Here is a 19,742-nt window from a genome sequence, read left to right as displayed (position 1 = left end):
GAAATGATGTCTACATTTGATCGTATTCACTTAGTGGTACTGGATTCTGTTGGGATTGGTGCTGCGCCAGATGCTAATAATTTTGTTAACGCAGGAGTTCCTGACGGGGCTTCTGACACGCTTGGTCACATTTCCAAAACGGTCGGTCTCAATGTGCCTAATATGGCTAAAATGGGGCTCGGCAACATTCCCCGTGAGACTCCACTTAAAACCGTTCCTGCTGAGGAAAATCCTACTGGTTACGTGACCAAGTTGGAAGAAGTTTCACTTGGGAAGGACACTATGACCGGTCACTGGGAAATCATGGGGCTTAATATCACCGAGCCATTTGATACTTTCTGGGATGGTTTTCCTGAAGACATTTTGACCAAGATTGAAGAGTTTTCCGGTCGAAAAGTCATCCGTGAAGCTAATAAACCTTACTCAGGAACTGCTGTTATCGATGATTTTGGTCCTCGCCAAATGGAGACAGGAGAGCTCATCATCTATACATCAGCTGATCCTGTGCTACAAATCGCTGCGCATGAAGATGTGATTCCCTTAGAGGAACTCTATCGTATCTGTGAGTATGCTCGTTCCATCACCCTTGAACGCCCAGCGCTTCTTGGTCGTATCATTGCTCGTCCATATGTTGGAGAGCCAGGTAACTTCACACGTACGGCAAATCGTCGTGACTTGGCTGTCTCACCATTTGAAGACACTGTTTTGAATAAATTGGCTGATGCAGGGATTCCAACTTATGGTGTCGGTAAAATCAACGATATCTTCAACGGTTCAGGAATTACCCATGACCAAGGGCATAATAAAGATAACAACCATGGGGTGGACACGCTCCTTAAAACTCTTCAAGATCCAGCATTTACCAAAGGTTTCTCATTTACTAATCTAGTCGATTTTGATGCTCTCTACGGTCACCGTCGTAATGCTCATGGCTACCGCGATTGTTTAGAAGAATTCGATGCTCGCTTGCCAGAAATCACAGATCTCTTGGGGGACAAGGATTTGCTTCTCATTACAGCAGACCACGGCAATGACCCAACCTATGCTGGAACGGACCATACCCGTGAGTACATCCCGCTCTTGGCTTACAGCCCATCCTTTACAGGTAGCGGTGTTATTCCACAAGGACATTTCGCTGATATCTCAGCAACCGTTGCGGACAACTTTGGTGTTGACACCGCCATGATTGGGGAGAGTTTCTTGGAAAAATTGAAGTAAAAACTAATTGATGAAGTAGTTGAAACAATAGTTTAAGAGCACTTGTAGGACATGCTCGGTTCTACAGGTGTTTTTTCTTAAGCAACAATACTTTAGGCTGTTTGGCACAATCATTTTTAAAAATGTGAGATTTAAATTGGGCTTAATAGGGGATAGCCAAAAGTAAGCGCTTCCGATAGAATAAGAATTAGGAAAGGAAATTCTATGATTGATACAAAATCACTAGTCATTCTCATGACACTCATGAAATACCAGCAACTCTCACTTTATGAGTTGATGGTTAAAACCAATTTTTCTGAGAAAGAGGTTCTGAAGACTATTGAAGAACTAGATGATTTTTTAGTGTCTCATCGATTTCCCAAAATCCTTAAAGGAGGCGGTTATTTCTCTTTAAGCCCTCACTTAGTGGCTGATTCGGACCTTATTTTTAGTCAGTTAAAGGATGAACAAATCTACCTTAATCAGGAAGAACGGATTTACCTCATCTATCTTTATACTTTTTGTCGTCAAGATTTTATTTCTAATACTCACTACCAAGATTTAGTCAAGGTGAGTAAGAATACGAGTCTGTCAGATGTAAAACTGCTTCGTGATCGTTTGAGTAATGACGGCGTAGCCCTTCATTATACAAGAGCTGAAGGGTATTTTCTAAGAGGAAGAGAAGAGGATAAACATCGAGTAGCTCTTCACTTCATTAGAAAGTTGCTTCGTTCGCGTATTGGCTATTGGGCGTTGCATTATGTCATGGAGGAATGGCAGGTCAACATTTCTTACGAACAATTCTCTAAAGAAATCACTGCACAATATAAGATGTGGCATCTGACACCTTTGAAAGATCGTTTAGAAGAGTGCTTATATTTTATGATTTTCCTGCTTTGTCGTTATCAGAGAGCTGTCGATAGGGTAGTGGTCAGTGATTTACTGGTTTCTGAACAACTTCAGGAATTGACGAGTTTCATGGTAGATACTGTCTCGCAAAATCTTCACGTAGATTTAGCATTGACCTTATCACAAAAACATTATTTGACCCTGATTTTGGCAGGGTGTTTTGAAGGAGAGGGAGACTTAGATTCTGAATTTTTTGAGAAGTTAACGAGAGATATTGTCTCTCAGATGGAACAAGTTTCCTTATTAACTTTTGACAATCGTAATGATCTTTTGCAGGGATTGAAAAAACACATTATTCCGGCCTACTATCGATTGAAGTACGGTCTAGCAACGGATTCCATTTATACAGAGCGTATTAAGGACAGCTATCCAGACCTGTTTCATCTGGTGAAAAAAGCCCTAGACCCTTTACGAAAAGTTTTGGAGATAACAATCCCAGAGAGTGAAGTTGCTTATTTTGTTGTTCATTTTGGTGGTTACCTGCATAAGTCAGAAGTTAGTCTACCTTATCGGGCGGTGATTGTCTGCCCAAATGGGGTAAGTTCATCTCTTATTATCAAAGAAAATCTTAAGGCGCTTTTTCCGAAAATTGCATTTAGTGGGATTAGTCGAATTGATGATTTCAAGAAAATGCCAGAAACAGACTATGACTTAGTATTTTCAACCGTAAGGATAGAGACGTTAAAACCTTTTTACATGGTTCCCATGGTGATGAGCAGCAGTCAAACAGATCAGTTGTTTAATTTGGTGGAGAAGGATTTTCCGGATATTTGCGAGGAAAACTTGGAAGTTGAACGCTTAATGGCTATTATCAAGGAACACGCTACGATTTTTCAGGAAAAAGAATTGCGATTATCACTTCGTAAACAACTGCTTCAAAAAGAAATACATAGAAAGGATTATCGACCCTTGTTACATGAATTAATCACAGAAGAAACCTACCAATTTACAGATGTAAAATTGGATTGGCAAGATGCCATTAAGTTAGCTGCCCAGCCCTTATTAGCATCGGGACAAATTGAAGAAACCTACCCACAAGCCATGATTGATAAAGTCAAAGACTTCGGTCCTTTTATCGATTTGGGTCAAGGCATTGCCATTCCCCATGCTCGTCCAGAGGATGGTGTCAATGCAGTTGGTATGTCTATGCTTTCGTTAGAGCATCCTATTCACTTGCTTGACGACCCTAGTCATGAAATTAAATTGTTGATTTGTATTGCGGCGGTGGATAATGAAACACACTTAAAGGCTTTGTCTCACTTAACAACTATTCTAAGAGATAAAGGAAATGTCGAGCGCTTAGTCAGCTCAAAAACTTATGATGATATCAAAACAATAATAAAACAGGAGGCGTAATCATGTTACGAATTGGTACTGCATGTGGGTCAGGTCTTGGCTCAAGTTTTATGGTTCAAATGAATATTGAGAGTATTCTCAATGACTTAGGTGTTAGTGGTGTTGAAGTTGAACACTACGATCTTGGTGGTGCAGATCCAAACGCAGCGGATGTTTGGATTGTTGGTCGCGATTTAGAAGATTCAGCTGGTCACCTTGGTGATGTTCGTATTTTAAATAGCATTATTGACATGGATGAATTACGCGAATTAGTGACAGCTATCTGTCAGGAAAAAGGCCTTGTTTGATGGTCTGTAGGAGGGTCATGAGATGAAATTCTTATTAGATGTAGTGTCTACACCAGCTATCTTGGTAGCATTTATTGCAGTCATTGGTCTTCTTTTGCAAAAGAAGGGACTTCCAGACATTATCAAAGGTGGGATTAAAACCTTTGTCGGTTTCTTGGTCGTTTCAGGTGGTGCCGGTCTTGTTCAAAATTCGTTGAATCCTTTTGGTTCTATGTTTGAACAAGCTTTCCATCTATCAGGAGTTGTGCCAAATAATGAAGCTATCGTAGCCGTGGCTTTGACAAAGTATGGCTCAGCAACTGCCCTTATCATGTTTGCAGGGATGGTCTTTAATATCCTGATTGCACGCTTCACCAAGTTCAAGTATATCTTCTTAACAGGTCATCATACCCTTTATATGGCGTGTATGATTGCGGTTATCTTAACCGTAGCAGGCTTTACCTCAGCACCTCTTATTCTCTTTGGAGGTCTTGCGCTTGGTATTATCATGAGCTTGTCACCAGCCTTTGTTCAAAGATACATGATTCAGTTGACAGGTAATGACAAGGTGGCACTTGGTCACTTTAGCTCACTCGGTTACTGGTTGAGCGGTTTTGTTGGTGGGTTTGTTGGTGACAAATCAAAATCAACAGAAGACATTAACTTTCCAAAGAGTCTTGCCTTTCTCCGTGATTCAACGGTAAGTATTACCCTATCAATGGCCATTATTTACCTCATTGTTGCGATTTTTGCTGGTAATGACTGGATCATGAAAGAGCTGAGTGGTGGCACACATGGTATGGTTTATGCCTTGCAACTAGCTGGACAATTTGCTGCAGGTGTCTTTGTTATCCTTGCTGGTGTTCGTCTTATTCTTGGTGAAATCGTTCCAGCCTTTAAAGGAATTTCTGAAAAGTTGGTACCAAATTCCAAACCAGCTTTGGACTGTCCAATTGTTTATCCATACGCACCAAATGCTGTTTTGGTTGGTTTCATTTCTAGTTTTGCCGGTGGTCTTGTAAGTATGGCCTTGATGATTATGACAGGAACTACTGTCATCTTGCCAGGAGTTGTTCCTCATTTCTTCTGTGGTGCGACAGCTGGTGTTATTGGAAATGCCTCTGGAGGTGTTCGTGGTGCAACAGTAGGTGCTTTCTTACAAGGTGTCCTCATCAGTTACTTGCCAATCTTCCTAATGCCAGTCCTTGGCGGTCTTGGATTTGAAGGCTCAACCTTCTCAGATGCCGACTTTGGACTTCTTGGGATTATCCTTGGTGGCTTGAATAATGTCGCAAGTGCAACAGGTATTGCTGTCGGTATCATTGTTGTTCTCCTAGCTATGTTTGGTTTCTCATTTGTCGGGAAATCTTCTCAAACGAAGGAGGGTTAGTATGCCGTTATCTTCAGAAAAACATCAAGAATTGGAAAAATTTGCCAAAGAAATTCGGTTTAACCTTTTAGAAACTCTTAATCATCTTGGTTTTGGACACTATGGAGGTAGTCTTTCTATCGTTGAAACCCTGGCTGTCTTATATGGAGAGGTTATGCCAATGGTGCCAGAAAAACATGCCAATAAAGACCGTGACTATTTTATCCTGTCTAAAGGGCATGCGGGCCCAGCCCTATATAGCACTCTTTATTTGAAAGGGTTCTTTGGTAAGGATTTTCTCCATTCTCTAAACCAAAATGGAACTAAATTGCCGTCTCATCCTGACCGAAACTTAACGCCTGGGGTTGATATGACCACGGGTTCCCTGGGACAAGGGATGAGTGTCGCAACAGGTGTTGCCTATAGCCAACAAATGGAAAAGAAAGGTTTTTATACCTACACAATTGTTGGTGATGGTGAACTTAATGAGGGGCAGGCTTGGGAAGCAGCGCAGTTTGCAGCCCACAGAAAGTTATCAAACCTCATCGTTTTTGTTGACGACAATAAAAAACAGCTTGATGGCTCTACATGTGAGATTTCAAATCCTCAAGACTTTGTTGCTAAATTTAAGGCATTTGGTTTTGAATCTTTTAGAGTCGATGGCTCTGATATGGCAGCCATTTATCAGGCAATAGAGGATTGTAAGCTTTCTGAGTCTGACAAACCAAAATGCATCGTCCTTGATACGATTAAAGGTCAAGGTGTAGAAGAGTTAGAAAGCATGGCATCAAATCATCATATTCGTCCAGATGCAGCGATGAAGGAAATGCTTGATGCTATCGCTAAGCGATTAGGTCAGGAATTGGAGGTTGTCAAATGAATCGTCAAACTAAAGAGATGCGCCTCGTCTATCGTGATTTTCTGAAAGAAACGAACCTTGAGCGGCAAGATTTAGCGGTGTTAGAAGCGGATTTATCGAGTTCCATGATGACTCACACTCTGGCCCAAGATTTCGGTGACCGATATATCAATGTTGGTATCATGGAAGCTGAAATGATTGGTGCAGCAGCAGGTCTTTCCCTTCGTGGCTATAAACCTTATATCCACACTTTTGGCCCCTTCGCCTCAAGACGTGTTTTTGACCAAGTCTTTGTCTCCTTGGCCTACGCGCAACTGGATGCAACCTTGATTGGTTCAGATGCGGGTGTAACGGCTGAAGTCAATGGCGGTACCCACATGCCTTTTGAAGACCTCAGTCTTATGAGGGCTATTCCAAAGGCACATGTTTTTGAAGCTAGTGATGATGTTTCTTTTCAAGCCATTCTGGAAAATACTCTCCAGCTCCCAGGATTTAAATACATTCGAACCACACGCAAGGCGCCAAAACCACTCTATGACGACAAGCAGGATTTCTCAAAAGGCTACTGTCAGTTGAGGGAAGGTGATGATATGACCATAGTTGCTTCGGGGATTATGGTCGCAGAAGCTTTGGAAGCTTGTCAACTTCTAGAGAAAGAAGGGCTGTCTGTCGGTCTGATTGACCTCTTCCAAATCAAGCCACTTCCAGACAATCTTGAAAGTCTGCTTGCTGGGAAACCAGTTCTAACCGTAGAAAACCACAATAAAATTGGTGGCCTTGGTAGCGCTATTTGTGAATTGCTCAGTCAGAGAACAGACACACCAGTCAAACGGATAGGTGTTGATGAAGCTTTTGGGCAAGTCGGAAAAACAGACTACCTTTTGGAAGCTTATGGACTAAGTGTTGGTCATATCGTTGATGCTGCGAGAGCATTTATCGAATCATAATTTTAAGATCCTCCTTTTTAGGAGGATTTTTAGTTTTCTATCAGAAAATTGAAAATAATCACGGTTGGCAGCTGAAATCCCTTTCTAAATTTGTTAAAATAAGCCTAATCTGGTCTTTTATAGTCAAATGACTTAACTGTCGGACAAGGAACTGAGACGCAGACAGTTCAAACAGTTCATTAAGCTGTTTGAGGTTGGAGGTAAGACAAGCGAAACTTGCCCTTAAACGTTCGGCAAGTCGATAATGACGATGTATCACGGTTAATTCAAAAGACTATAAGGCTGATTTTCAAAAGAAGGAGACTTTATGACACGTTTACAAGATGATTTTTTTGATGCCGTCAACGGTGAGTGGGAAAAAACAGCTGTTATCCCTGATGACAAGCCTCGTACTGGAGGATTTTCTGACTTGGCTGATGAGATTGAAGACTTGATGTTGGCAACCACTGACGAGTGGCTAGCTGGCAAGAATCTTCCAGAAGGTGAGATTTTGGCTAATTTTGTCAAATTCCACAAGTTAGTAGCTGACTACGATGCACGTGAAGCAGCAGGAACTGAACCTGTTCAAGCGCTCATTAAAGAGTACCAAGCCCTCACGTCGTTTGAAGCATTTGCAGGTCGCATTGGCAACTACGAGATGGAAGGTAAACCCAACCTCTTGCCATTTGGGGTGGCCCCAGACTTTATGGATGCCCAAACCAATGTCCTTTGGGCTCAAGCGCCAAGTCTTATCTTGCCAGATACGACCTACTACGCTGAAGACAACGACAAAGGTAAAGAATTGTTAGCCCTCTGGCGCCAATCACAGGAAGACTTGCTACCTAAATTTGGTTTCTCAGTAGAAGACATCAAAGATATGCTAGACAAGATTCTCGAATTGGACACAAAATTAGCTAAGTATGTCTTATCAAGTGAAGAATCAGCTGAATATGCCAAACTCTACCATCCATACGATTGGGCAGACTTTGCTAAATTGGCTCCAGAATTACCATTGGATGCTATCTTTACTGAAATCCTAGGACAAACCCCAGACAAGGTTATCGTTCCAGAAGAGCGTTTCTGGACGGAATTTGCGTCGACTTATTATTCTCAAGACAACTGGGAAAACCTCAAGGCAGAGCTAGTTTACAGCGCAGCCAATGCCTTTAACTCATACCTAACAGATGAGATTCGTGTCTTGTCAGGTGTTTACGGTCGTGCCCTTTCAGGAACACCACAAGCCATGGATAAGAAAAAAGCAGCCTTCTATTTAGCACAAGGGCCATTCAACCAAGCTTTGGGTCTCTGGTATGCGGGTGAAAAATTCTCACCTGAAGCCAAAGCAGATGTAGAAGCTAAAGTGGCAACCATGATTGGTGTCTATAAAGATCGTTTAAGAAACAACACCTGGTTGCAAAAAGAAACCATTGACAAGGCTATCACTAAACTCAACGTCATCATCCCACACATCGGTTACCCTGAAAAATTACCAGAAACCTATGCTAAGAAAGTGATTGATGAAAACCTATCATTGGTGGAAAATGCTAAGAACTTGGCTAAGATTTCTATCGCTCACTCTTGGAGCAAGTGGAACCAGCCAGTGGATCGCGATGAATGGCACATGCCAGCCCATATGGTCAATGCCTACTACGATCCGCAACAAAACCAAATCGTCTTTCCAGCAGCCATCTTACAAGCGCCATTCTACAGCTTGGAGCAATCCTCATCAGCCAACTACGGTGGTATCGGTGCCGTGATTGCCCATGAGATATCACACGCCTTTGACACCAACGGTGCCTCTTTCGACGAACATGGAAGCCTCAACAACTGGTGGACAGAAGAAGACTATGCAGCTTTCAAAGAGCGTACAGACAAAGTGGTTGAACAGTTTGACGGGATTGATTTTGCTGGTGGTAAGACTAATGGAAAATTAACCGTATCTGAAAACGTCGCTGACCTTGGTGGACTTGCAGCCGCACTTGAAGCAGCTAAGAAAGATGCTGATTTCTCAGCAGAAGATTACTTTACTAACTTTGCGACTATCTGGCGTATGAAAGCCCGCGAAGAGTACTTGCAACTCTTGCTATCGGTGGATGTTCATGCCCCTGGCAAACTTCGCACCAATGTCCAATTGCCGAACTTCGATGACTTCTTTACAACCTTTGATGTCAAAGAAGGTGACGGCATGTGGCGTGAACCAGCCGACCGTGTCGTGATTTGGTAAACTATTATTAGGCCACTCCTACACCTTAATCGACAGATTAGGGTGTTTTTTAAGCTCAAAAAACTTTTAAAACAACATTGACAACGCTTTCTTTTTTGAGTATAATGACTTTAAATAAATCGGATTGTTACTCTTCGGGAGGCATTACCAAAAACTCTAATTAAAGGGGTGAGGTGTGCTTTCGAAGAGTTTTTTTGTTTGGGTGAATAAGCTTTTAAGTGGAAAATTCACTAATAAGAAAAAGGTAGATGTGTGATGAGAGTTATAAAAAAAATCAATAATAATGTAGCGGAGTGTATTGATGACAATGACAAGCGACTTGTAGCATTTGGTCGTGGTATCGGTTTTCCAAAAACACCTTACGAATTAACAGATTTATCTAAAATAGATATGACTTTCTATAAGTTAGATGAACATTTAGAAATGCTCTTGACAGAGATTCCTGAAGATCTTATGTTGCTAAGTGTAGAGATTGTCCAAAATGCTCAAAAGGAATTAGAAGGTGTCTTAAATCCTACACTAGTATTTAGTTTGGCTGATCATATTCAATTTGCTATACGCAGATTAGCAGAATTTAAAGAAATGAAGGTTCTCTTTTCTCAGGATATAGCCCAACTTTATCCTTTGGAGACAAAATTGGCAGAAGAGGCATTGATTATTATTAATACAACCCTTAATGTCAATTTGCCTCATAGTGAAGTTACTAATATTGCCATGCATTTTATCAATAGCAAATCAGATTTCACCATTGATAGAGAGTCGCAAAAAATAGAAGAGTTGATAGAAATTGTGTCACAAATAATTGAAAATGAGTTATCTATCACCATTGATCGTGAGGAGTTCAATTATCAACGTTTTCAAGCACATGTACGATATTACCTAAAAAGGCTGAGAGAAGATGAATCTTTTATTGATGGTAATGAAATAATATTACAAAGTTTACGCTCAAAGCATCCCAAAATATACCTAGTTGCAATCACCATCATGGACTATATTTCCAAACAATGGGATTGGTCCAGTCGGATGACGAACTTCTCTATTTGATGATTCACATCAATAGATTATATGAAAAAGCGAAAAAATCGTAAAAGGAGACTATTATGACTGATAATAATAAAGTTATTGCTGAAAAAGTCCTCCAAGCAGTTGGAGGGAAGGAAAATGTAACAAATGCAACTCATTGCATGACACGTCTGCGCTTGAATCTAAAAGATACCTCGATTCCAAATAAAGATGAGATTACAGCTATCCCAGGTGTACTTGCTGTTGTTGAATCAGGTGGTCAGTATCAAGTTGTTATTGGGCAAAACGTAGCCAAAGTTTATCCAGAATTTGCTAGACTTGCAGATGTTGTTACTGAGAAACAAATTGATGAGAATTTGGACCAACCTAAGGAAAAACTTACCTTAAAAAAAGTTGGCTCAAATATTCTAAATTATTTAGCGGGTTCAATGACTCCCTTAATTCCTGCGATGATGGTGGCGGCAATGTTCAGAACGATACAAGTAATTCTTGGCCCCGATTTGCTACATCTGATATCAGATAAAAGTAATGCTTATGTACTTTTAGATGCTCTCTATAATGCATTCTTTTACTTTATGCCGATTTTTATCGGTTGGACAGCTGCAAAAAAATTGGGAGCAAGCCAAGTTATAGGACTATACACTGGAGCAATGCTTGTGGTTCCTTCATTGGTAGCTTTAGATGGTAAGCCCTTCGATATTTATGGATTCATACCAACTACGATGCACAATTACGCTCAAACAGTGTTGCCAGTTATTTTGTCAGTTTGGGTAATGTTTTATATTGAACGATTTTTCAAAAAGATTATTCCAGATGTTCTATCAACTATTTTTGTTCCATTTTTGACAGTTGCTGTTTTGGTTCCCTTATCTTTTGGTTTACTAGCGCCTTTAGGAAGTATACTTGGAGACTGGATTGGTAACGGCTTAATTATTTTCCATAAGTATGGTGGTTTTATTGCAATTGCAGTAATTGGAGCCCTTTGGGAATTTTTGGTAATGTCAGGTATGCATCAGATCCTTATCGTCTTTGCTATCACAACGATGCTTCAAAATGGTTCCGAGGCTTTGGTTTCAACCGCAGGGATGTCGGCAACCTGGGCAGCATTTGGTATGGCACTAGGCGCATTTTTAAAACTTCGCGATAAAGATGAGAAAGCTCTATCATTCGGTTATTTCGTTTCTGGTATTATTGGTGGAGTGACTGAACCGGTTTTATATGGTGTTGGTCTTCGTTATAAGCGTCCATTTATTTCTCTGATTATAGGAGGTTTCTTAGGTGCACTATATGGTGGTCTAACAGGAGTACGTTCTTATATTATGGGAGCAACTAATTTTCTTTCAGTGCTTGGATATGTTGGTGGTGGTACGACTAATATCATCAATGGCTGTATCTCTGTTGCGATTGCCTTCTTTAGTACAGCTATTCTGACTTATTTTATTGGTTTTCCTATAGAGAAAAATGAGAGGTAAAGTGATGAAAAAAATACTTTTACGTGCGGATGACTTGGGTTATTCTGAAGCTGTTAATTATGGGATTGAGAAATCAATCAAAGATGGGCTTATTAGTAGTTTAGGTGTGATGGTAAATATGCCTGCTACAAAACATGGCGTTGAACTTGTTAGAAATTATGATATTGCCTTAGGAGTTCATACCAATATTTGTGCAGAGAGACCTTTAACAGACCCTAGACTTATTCCAAGTCTTGTTGACGATAATGGTTATTTTAAATCCTCGAAAGTGTATCGAACAGCAAGTGAAGATTTTGTCGTTTTTGAAGAGGTGATCATTGAGATAGAAGCACAATATCAAAAATTTTTAGAATTGTTTGGTCGTAAACCAGATTACTTTGAGGGGCATGCTGTCTCATCTGTTAATTTTTTTAAAGGTTTGGAATACATAGCTGATAAACATAATCTTAAGTATTCTGGTTTTTCACTGGGGGAGAGCCAATTCGTATTGGGCAATCAACTGTTCAATTTAATATGGAGTCAATGTCTCCAGATTATGATCCAAAGATGATGTTGAATCGAATGGTCGATAAATCTTCGGAAGAAGTTATACAATTAGCCGTCTTTCACCCTGGGTACCTTGATGACTATTTACTAAACCATTCCAGTTTAACCATTCCACGAACACAGGAAGTAGCCTTATTGGTTGACGATACAGTTAAAAATTGGCTAAAAAATGAAAATGTATCTCTCATTGATTATAGAGATTTATAAGTTATTAACCATCTTACTTTATGCCAACCCAACACCTTAATCGACAGATTAGGGTGTTTTTTGGCAACAAAAAAACCAGACATAATTGTCTGGTTTAGGAGATTATGAAAAAGTTTGTTACTAAGTTTTTTGGACTTAGCAACAGAAAAAGTTTTAGGATGATTATATTATAAGAGAGTAGTCTTAAAAAAAGCTTAACTGACAAAAAATTTTAATACGGATTTTTTCTGAATCTTTTTGAGAGCGGTATCAGGTGTTTTTCAAGACATTATGGTATGATGACAGTAGAGAAAACAAGTGAGGTGACCTTATGAAAAAAGCTTTATTAGTAGTAAACCCAAGTGCAGGTGGAGAGAAAGCTCAAGAATTTCAAAAAGCCGCTGTAGAAAAATTAGAATCCTATTTTGACGAAGTTGAGGTAAAGGAAACTAAAAAAGGAGGCGATGCTCGTGATTTTGCTAGGGCTGCAGCTCTAGATAAGCTAGACAGTGTCTTTGTTATGGGTGGTGATGGTACCGTTAATGAAGGGATCAGTGGACTTGCTGAACAGGATTATCGACCAAAATTTGGCTTTTTCCCACTAGGTACTGTTAACGATTTAGCGCGTGCTTTAAACATGCCTATTAATCCTAAAGAAGCGATTGAAGCACTTGATTTTGAGCAAACAAAATCCTTGGATATTGGGAAGATTAACGACCGCTATTTTATGAATGTTGTTGCTGTCGGATCAATTCCTGAAGCTGTTCGTGATGTTTCTGTTGAAGAAAAAACGAAGTTTGGCAAGATGGCTTATCTTATCTCTGGCCTTAAGAAAATTGCCCAGAATGAAACCTATAACTTTGAATTAGATGTTGACGGCGACTATATCTCAGTCGAATCAACAACACTGTTAATTGGTTTGACTAACTCTATCGGTGGTCATGAAAACTTTTTGCCTGATGCTAAGGTGGACGATGGTCTCTTACATTTGGTTTACCTCAAAGATACCAACATGTTAGAGTCCTTTCAAGCCATTCCAAACTTAGCACAAGGGGTTACGGAATCTAACCAAAATCTTGGCTATCGTACTTTCAACAAGGCTCATATTGCTTTGAAAAATTCACAATCTTTGGGAACAAATGTTGATGGAGATGAGGGAGATGAGCTGCCTATTGATATCACTATCTTGCCATCTCATCTAACCGTTTATAGTGGGAAGTAAAGAAAAAACTCATTTGGTGTAAACCAGATGAGTTTTTGGATTTCTTAGCGAACATCAAAAGGTGATTCTTGGATAGGACCGTCTTGGTATTCGGTAGTTGGCGCACTATTTTGCTCTAATAAGTATTGGTAATAAACAGCGCGTGTTGTTGTCATGTAAGGGATAAGGTAAATGGAAACAAGTCCGAGGGTAAGGAAAGTAAGAAGGTACCAGCCCATGAAACTCAAGTAAAGTTTGAATAGTTCAAAAACATGCCCTTTCATCAATTGTTTACTTTCTTTGATAGCTGCTAGTGGTCCTTGATAGCGATTCTGAGCGATTTGGTCATAAATGACAAATTCAGTTTGAGAATATTGGTTGGATTTCCAAATGATTAGAATCATCCCTGCAACCATGAGGACTAAACCAAGCAAGGTGATAATGACACTGACGCTACCGAGTGGCTCACTATGTTCAAGAGAGACAATCATAACGCCAAGCATTAAGCCCATTCCGATACCAAATAAGAAAGCCCAAGGTAGTATAAGGAGGTTGCGCACAAGCAGAGTGACAAATAATTTAGCAAAGCGACCGCCTGAGAAACTTTGCATTAAGTCCCCAAATTCGACAGCTTTTCGCTCTTGTCGAACCACTTCAAGCATGGTATAAAGTGCTGAGATCGTAAAGAAGGCTATTAAGAAAGTGACTAATGGTGGAAAAATAGTAGCTGAAAGACTAACCTGAGTGTCTATACTATCAATAGTAGTTTCTCTATAAGAGATAGTAATATTAACAATGCTTAGGATAATCGGTAGAATAAAGAGGGAATATTTCCCAGGGAGGCCTTTAACTAAGACTTTTGCTTGTTGTTTGATACTTCTAATCATAAAATCTCCAATCTATGCGAAAGTGGGAACAGTTATTATAGAGGTATTGTAACATAAGCCTGGAAGTAATGCTACAAACAACGGGTTTACGGTATACTTGTTTTTCTTATTCCCAAAACTTTTAGACTTAGAAAAGACTTTGGTAACACTCTTAAAGATAAGGTGTACTACAAAAGATACTGGCTGAAAATAAGAGGTTCTTTGAAAATCAAGTGTATTTTAATATAAACTAAGAAAAGTCAAAAAGCTGATGGAAAGAACTGACACCTTGCCTTTTATTTGGTAAAATAACAAAGCTGACTTGTTATGGTGCAGGGTGAGATTAGGGTTGACGAATTTTGGAAATCCTAAGTCTTTGTCTCATCCCTAGGACTGTCTTTTCTAGTAAATTTATACTCATCGAGTAACACAATAAGGAGTCAATATGACAGAACATGCTATCAAATACCGTTTGATCAAAACGGAAAAACACACAGGTGCCCGTCTGGGAGAGATTGAAACCCCACATGGTACTTTTTCAACCCCTATGTTTATGCCGGTTGGGACACAAGCCACGGTAAAAACACAATCTCCTGAAGAATTGAAACAAATGGGTTCAGGGATCATCCTTTCAAACACTTACCACCTCTGGTTACGCCCTGGTGACGAATTGATTGCGCGTGCCGGTGGCTTACACAAATTCATGAACTGGGACCAGGCTATTCTTACCGATTCTGGTGGTTTTCAGGTGTATTCTTTGGCTGATAGCCGCAATATCACTGAAGAAGGGGTGACCTTTAAAAACCACTTGAATGGTTCTAAAATGTTCCTCTCTCCGGAGAAAGCCATCTCTATTCAGAACAATCTTGGTTCGGATATCATGATGAGCTTTGACGAATGCCCACAATTTTACCAACCCTATGATTACGTCAAAAATTCTATCGAGCGAACAAGCCGTTGGGCGGAACGTGGGCTAAAAGCCCATCGTCGCCCGCAAGATCAAGGGCTCTTCGGTATTGTGCAGGGGGCTGGTTTTGAAGACCTCCGTCGTCAGTCTGCTCAAGACTTGGTTTCTATGGATTTTGCCGGCTATTCTATCGGTGGTCTTGCTGTTGGTGAGACGCATGAAGAGATGAATGCTGTGCTTGATTTCACGACGCCAATGTTGCCTGAGAATAAACCTCGCTACCTCATGGGAGTTGGAGCTCCTGATAGTTTGATTGACGCGGTTATTCGCGGTGTGGACATGTTTGATTGTGTGCTGCCAACACGTATCGCTCGTAACGGGACTTGTATGACCAGTGAAGGTCGCTTGGTGGTTAAAAATGCCAAGTATGCTGAAGATTTCACACCACTTGATCATGATTGTGATTGTTACACTTGTCAAAACTACACACGTGCCTACCTCCGTCACCTTCTTAAAGCCGACGAAACCTTTGGTATGCGTTTGACATCTTACCATAATCTCTATTTCTTGGTTAATTTGATGAAGAAAGTTCGCCAAGCGATCGTGGACGATAATTTACTTGAATTCCGTGAAGACTTTGTAGAACGATACGGTTATAATCACTCAAAACGTAATTTTTAATTTTTTTGATAATTGACATCAGGAAGCTTTTTCTGATGTTTTTTTTATGGAATGACATTGAAAAGGAAAGCAGCATTATAAGGGAAATAGTCTGAATTTAAGCGAAAATCACTCCATAATTATAAAGATGTTAAAAGTCAGTTTTTTTAACGATTTACTTGAAATATAGTTGAAACATAGATATAATAAGAGTTGACAATTTATGGTAAAGTGTAAAATCTTTGAGAGGGAGATACGCCACCATAAGGGGTTGAATAGACATTACATTGCGGTAATGTATAGGTGAAAACAAGAAAGAAGGAGAGACGATGAAACGAAAAATTTTAAACATTTTATCGATACTGACTTTATTAGTCAGTTCTTTAACAGGTCTCGCAAATGTTAAAGTTAGTGCTCAAGAAATCACTGGCTATGGCATTACAGCGAACTTAGTGCATGTTCAGAAAGATGGAACAGTCATCACACTGGATAATACGAATAAGCAGCTTGACAGTGGCTTATTAAAATACAATGCAGCATTTGATTTTACTAATGTGAGGGATATTGACGAGGGAGATACCCTAACATTACAATTACCAGCTGAGCTTAAGCTAGCTGGGGCTATTAGCTTCCCAGTGACAAATGCGGCTGGTTCAGTTGTCGGTCATGCTGTGGGAAACAGTAACACTAATAACTCGGTTATTGTGACGTTTACGGATTTCTTCTCGAAAGTAAACGAACAAAGAACCATGGAATTGACATTTGATGTTCGCGCAACCGATGATAGCGCTCAAACCGTTGAGACAACTATTCCAGGAACAGCGACGCCAGTTAGCTACAATACAGGTGTTAGTGTTATTCCTGGAGTAAGTTACAAATACTCTTACCGTAGTGCAGATGATCCCAAAAAAATTCATTGGGTAGCTATTGTTAATGCTTCTCAAGAGCCTATCCGTCATTTGGTCATTGAAGATACTCTTAGTGAAGGGCAATACTTCACAGATGAAGATAAGGCCAATGTCCGTGTTCTTCGTAAGGTTGTCGTAGCAGATGATCCGATTGACTCTGAGCGTGAAATTAGTGAGCGCCTTACAGTAGATAATCATCGCAGAGATGTGGTTTTCTCTGAGACTGGCTTTACCTATACAGCACCTGACGAATACATCCAGACCCTTGATGGCAAAGACTATGGTCATCCATACTACATCCTTTATACTACCCATATTAAAGATGAAGCCTATGCCACTGGCAATGTTTTGAATAATACAATTACTGTTAAGGGATCAAATGGGTACAACAACCCTTATACAGCAAGATATGTTGTTGATTCAGGGACAGGGCGTGCTTCAGCAGTAAAATCAGATAAGGTAATTCTTGAGACTCAGAAATTAGTCGAAGGTGCCGGAGCTAGCCTAAAAGCAGATCAATTTGAATTTGCGCTTTACGCTGCTGATGATTTAGCGAATCCATTGCAGGTTAAGAAAAATGCTGCGGATGGTAAAGTAACCTTTGATGCCTTAACCTTGAAATCAGAGGGTCAATTTAACTATGTCATCAAAGAAGTTATTCCAGCTGAGGCAGATCGAGTTGAAGGCTATACCTACGATGAAGGTCAAGTTGATGTTCTAGTTGATGTCACTAAAGATGCTGATAATGTCTATAGAGGATCAGCAGCTTATGGAGAGAAGACAACTTTCACGAATACTTACCAAGCGCTTACTGATGTTTCAGGAACGAAGACTTGGAAGGGTGATGACGCAGCTAAACGTCCTGAAAGTGTCACTGTTCAATTGTTGGCTGACGGTGTTGCTTTAGCAGGTCAAACGACAGACACAGATGCTGAAGGTAACTATAGCTTTGAAAATCTACCAAAATACAATGCTGATGGCAGTGAAATCAACTATACAGTTGAAGAACTTTATGTTCCGTTTGGCTACGAAGTTTCTTATGATGAAACTCACCGTAATATCACAAATACCTACAAACCATCACTTGTTTCTGTAGAAGGAACAAAGACTTGGGATGATAATGATGATCAAGACGGCAAGCGTCCAGAGTCAATCACAGTTAATCTTTTAGCAGATGGTAAAGAGGTTGCAGAGAAAACTGTTACAGCTGAAGATGATTGGAAATATAGCTTTACAGACCTTAACGAGTTTAAAGATGAACTTGATGTCAACGGTCAACCAGTTGCTATCAATTACACAGTAACAGAGGATACTGTTGAAGGCTATACAACTGAGATTAATGGCTATGATATTACAAATACTTATGCGCCAGGAAAAACAAGTGTAACGGTTTCTAAAGTCTGGGATGATGCCAACAACCAAGATGGGAAACGCCCAGCTACTATCAGTCTTCAGTTAACAGCTGATGGTAAAGCTTCAGGAGAAGTTGTAACCTTGTCAGAAGATAATAACTGGACATACACATGGTCAGACCTAGATCAAAAAGCGAACAAACAAGATATTGTCTATGCAGTTGAAGAAGCTGAAGTTGAAGGCTATAAATCAAAAGTTTCAGCTATTAAGGATGGTCAAATTGTAGTAACAAATACTTATAATCCTGAAACAACTGCAGTTGAAGTTTCTAAAACTTGGGATGATGCTGAGAACCAAGACGGTAAACGTCCTGCTTCTCTTGAAGTGGCTCTTGTTAAAGATGGTCAAATCACAGATCAGAAACTTGTTTTGACAGCGGCTAACAATTGGTCAGCTTCATTTAACAATCTTCCAAAATTTGCAAATGGTGTTGAGATTGCTTACTCAGTAGCTGAAGTAACGGTTCCAGAAGGTTATACAGCTTCAGAACCAGTTCTAACAGAGGAAGGTAGTTGGTCCCTTACTAACACCTATTCACCAGAAGTTACGAATATCACTGGTCAGAAGACATGGGACGATGCTGATAATCAAGATGGTAAACGTCCAGAGTCAATCACAGTTAATCTTTTAGCAGATGGTCAAGAAGTTGCAGAGCAGCTTGTTGATGCAGCGAGTGGTTGGACATACGCCTTTGAAAACTTACCAAAATTCAAAGATGGACAAGAAATTGTCTACACTATTACAGAAGATGCTGTTGCTAACTATGCAGTCACTCAAGATGGCTATAACCTAACAAACTCATATACACCAGGAAAAACGAGTGTCACTGTTTCAAAAGTTTGGGATGATGAAAATGATCAAGACGGTCTTCGTCCAGATTCTATTGAAGTTCAATTATATGCGAATGGTGAAAAATCAGGCGATGCTGTAGTTTTATCAAAAGATAATAATTGGACTTATATTTGGAATGAGCTTGATTTAAAAGCTGATAAGAAAGAGATTGTTTATTCTGTTTCAGAGATCAGTGATGTGAAAGGCTACCAAAAGACGGTTTCTAGTGTTGAAAACGGACAAGTTGTCATTATTAATCACCATATCCCAACAAAACCAGAGGGACCAGGACAAACACCTCCAACATCACCTAGCTCAACTGAAGATAAGAAATCATCAGATAAAGCACCTAAACTTGTCAAAGACATTAAAAAAGCCATTGGAAAAGTCTTGCCAAGTACTGGTGAGAACTCAAGTATCTTAGGCTTTATTGGAGTGGGAATCTTAGCACTCCTCGCATACTACATCATTAAACGACGTAAAGCCTAATTAAGTTTTAGCCGTTAATGAAATCGTAAAAAGGTCCATAAGGGCCTTTTTATTTTGGATAAACTGTAAACTTAATTTTTAAATAAAGTTGACACAAAAACAAAGATTAGATAAACTAAAGCAAGGAAGCTTAG

General features: G+C 39.9%; 13 protein-coding genes and 1 pseudogene. 13 read left to right on the top strand and 1 reads right to left on the bottom strand.

Annotated features, from left to right (window positions below; translation table 11 throughout):
* Nucleotides 1–6: 6 nt before the first annotated feature.
* The 11 genes and pseudogenes from C0J00_RS09700 (at nucleotide 7) to C0J00_RS09650 (ending at nucleotide 13,555) form a co-directional block, all read left to right on the top strand.
* On the top strand, nucleotides 7–1,218 hold the full coding sequence (locus tag C0J00_RS09700) for a phosphopentomutase (protein ID WP_104968660.1): 1,212 nt from the start codon (nucleotides 7–9) through the stop codon (nucleotides 1,216–1,218).
* 204 nt (nucleotides 1,219–1,422) lie between these two features.
* Nucleotides 1,423–3,462 carry a BglG family transcription antiterminator gene (locus C0J00_RS09695; RefSeq protein ID WP_104968659.1) on the top strand — a complete coding sequence of 680 codons (2,040 nt, stop codon included), beginning with the start codon at nucleotides 1,423–1,425 and terminating at the stop codon, nucleotides 3,460–3,462.
* Between the two features lie 2 nt (nucleotides 3,463–3,464).
* Nucleotides 3,465–3,749: a PTS sugar transporter subunit IIB gene (locus C0J00_RS09690; RefSeq protein WP_104968658.1), complete on the top strand. Its 285-nt coding sequence runs from the start codon at nucleotides 3,465–3,467 to the stop codon at nucleotides 3,747–3,749.
* A 22-nt stretch (nucleotides 3,750–3,771) separates the two neighbouring features.
* Nucleotides 3,772–5,118 carry a PTS ascorbate transporter subunit IIC gene (locus C0J00_RS09685; RefSeq protein WP_104968657.1) on the top strand — a complete coding sequence of 449 codons (1,347 nt, stop codon included), beginning with the start codon at nucleotides 3,772–3,774 and terminating at the stop codon, nucleotides 5,116–5,118.
* Nucleotide 5,119: 1 nt separating this feature from the next.
* Nucleotides 5,120–5,977, top strand: a complete 858-nt coding sequence (locus tag C0J00_RS09680; RefSeq protein ID WP_104968656.1) for a transketolase — start codon at nucleotides 5,120–5,122, stop codon at nucleotides 5,975–5,977.
* Nucleotides 5,974–6,903, top strand: coding sequence for a transketolase family protein (locus C0J00_RS09675; protein ID WP_104968655.1), 930 nt, complete (start codon nucleotides 5,974–5,976; stop codon nucleotides 6,901–6,903). Before C0J00_RS09680 ends, C0J00_RS09675 begins: the two co-directional genes overlap by 4 nt.
* Before the next feature lie 307 nt (nucleotides 6,904–7,210).
* Entirely contained in the window at nucleotides 7,211–9,106 is a 1,896-nt protein-coding gene (locus C0J00_RS09670) for a M13 family metallopeptidase (protein WP_104968654.1), read from the top strand.
* A 255-nt stretch (nucleotides 9,107–9,361) separates the two neighbouring features.
* Nucleotides 9,362–10,150, top strand: a complete 789-nt coding sequence (locus tag C0J00_RS09665; protein ID WP_233995842.1) for a PRD domain-containing protein — start codon at nucleotides 9,362–9,364, stop codon at nucleotides 10,148–10,150.
* Nucleotides 10,151–10,206: 56 nt separating this feature from the next.
* A complete protein-coding gene (locus C0J00_RS09660; RefSeq protein WP_104968653.1) occupies nucleotides 10,207–11,601 on the top strand; it encodes a PTS transporter subunit EIIC in 1,395 nt (464 codons plus the stop codon).
* Between the two features lie 4 nt (nucleotides 11,602–11,605).
* Nucleotides 11,606–12,354: pseudogene (locus C0J00_RS09655) on the top strand (ChbG/HpnK family deacetylase).
* Between the two features lie 310 nt (nucleotides 12,355–12,664).
* A complete protein-coding gene (locus C0J00_RS09650; RefSeq protein WP_104968652.1) occupies nucleotides 12,665–13,555 on the top strand; it encodes a diacylglycerol/lipid kinase family protein in 891 nt (296 codons plus the stop codon).
* A gap of 44 nt (nucleotides 13,556–13,599) precedes the next feature.
* Here C0J00_RS09650 and C0J00_RS09645 read toward each other — a convergent pair whose 3' ends face one another.
* Entirely contained in the window at nucleotides 13,600–14,421 is an 822-nt protein-coding gene (locus C0J00_RS09645) for a DUF975 family protein (protein ID WP_104968651.1), read from the bottom strand.
* A 424-nt stretch (nucleotides 14,422–14,845) separates the two neighbouring features.
* Between C0J00_RS09645 and tgt the strand changes: the two genes are divergently transcribed.
* Nucleotides 14,846–15,988 carry a tRNA guanosine(34) transglycosylase Tgt gene (tgt, locus tag C0J00_RS09640; RefSeq protein WP_104968650.1) on the top strand — a complete coding sequence of 381 codons (1,143 nt, stop codon included), beginning with the start codon at nucleotides 14,846–14,848 and terminating at the stop codon, nucleotides 15,986–15,988.
* A 308-nt stretch (nucleotides 15,989–16,296) separates the two neighbouring features.
* The gene (locus C0J00_RS09635; protein ID WP_104968649.1) at nucleotides 16,297–19,608 is read left to right on the top strand and encodes a Cna B-type domain-containing protein; all 3,312 of its coding nucleotides are present in this window, start codon (nucleotides 16,297–16,299) and stop codon (nucleotides 19,606–19,608) included.
* Nucleotides 19,609–19,742 lie beyond the last annotated feature (134 nt).

This window comes from Streptococcus pluranimalium, assembly GCF_002953735.1.
In the GTDB taxonomy this organism is placed as follows: domain Bacteria; phylum Bacillota; class Bacilli; order Lactobacillales; family Streptococcaceae; genus Streptococcus; species Streptococcus pluranimalium.
This window is presented reverse-complemented; position numbering and strand designations above follow the sequence as displayed.

Bases quoted from the DNA above. Each gene is read 5' to 3' on its own strand.
- C0J00_RS09700 (WP_104968660.1), top strand. From the start codon at position 7: ATGTCTACATTTGATCGTATTCACTTAGTGGTACTGGATTCTGTTGGG.
- C0J00_RS09695 (WP_104968659.1), top strand. From the start codon at position 1,423: ATGATTGATACAAAATCACTAGTCATTCTCATGACACTCATGAAATAC.
- C0J00_RS09690 (WP_104968658.1), top strand. From the start codon at position 3,465: ATGTTACGAATTGGTACTGCATGTGGGTCAGGTCTTGGCTCAAGTTTT.
- C0J00_RS09685 (WP_104968657.1), top strand. From the start codon at position 3,772: ATGAAATTCTTATTAGATGTAGTGTCTACACCAGCTATCTTGGTAGCA.
- C0J00_RS09680 (WP_104968656.1), top strand. From the start codon at position 5,120: ATGCCGTTATCTTCAGAAAAACATCAAGAATTGGAAAAATTTGCCAAA.
- C0J00_RS09675 (WP_104968655.1), top strand. From the start codon at position 5,974: ATGAATCGTCAAACTAAAGAGATGCGCCTCGTCTATCGTGATTTTCTG.
- C0J00_RS09670 (WP_104968654.1), top strand. From the start codon at position 7,211: ATGACACGTTTACAAGATGATTTTTTTGATGCCGTCAACGGTGAGTGG.
- C0J00_RS09665 (WP_233995842.1), top strand. From the start codon at position 9,362: ATGAGAGTTATAAAAAAAATCAATAATAATGTAGCGGAGTGTATTGAT.
- C0J00_RS09660 (WP_104968653.1), top strand. From the start codon at position 10,207: ATGACTGATAATAATAAAGTTATTGCTGAAAAAGTCCTCCAAGCAGTT.
- C0J00_RS09650 (WP_104968652.1), top strand. From the start codon at position 12,665: ATGAAAAAAGCTTTATTAGTAGTAAACCCAAGTGCAGGTGGAGAGAAA.
- C0J00_RS09645 (WP_104968651.1), bottom strand. From the start codon at position 14,421: ATGATTAGAAGTATCAAACAACAAGCAAAAGTCTTAGTTAAAGGCCTC.
- tgt (WP_104968650.1), top strand. From the start codon at position 14,846: ATGACAGAACATGCTATCAAATACCGTTTGATCAAAACGGAAAAACAC.
- C0J00_RS09635 (WP_104968649.1), top strand. From the start codon at position 16,297: ATGAAACGAAAAATTTTAAACATTTTATCGATACTGACTTTATTAGTC.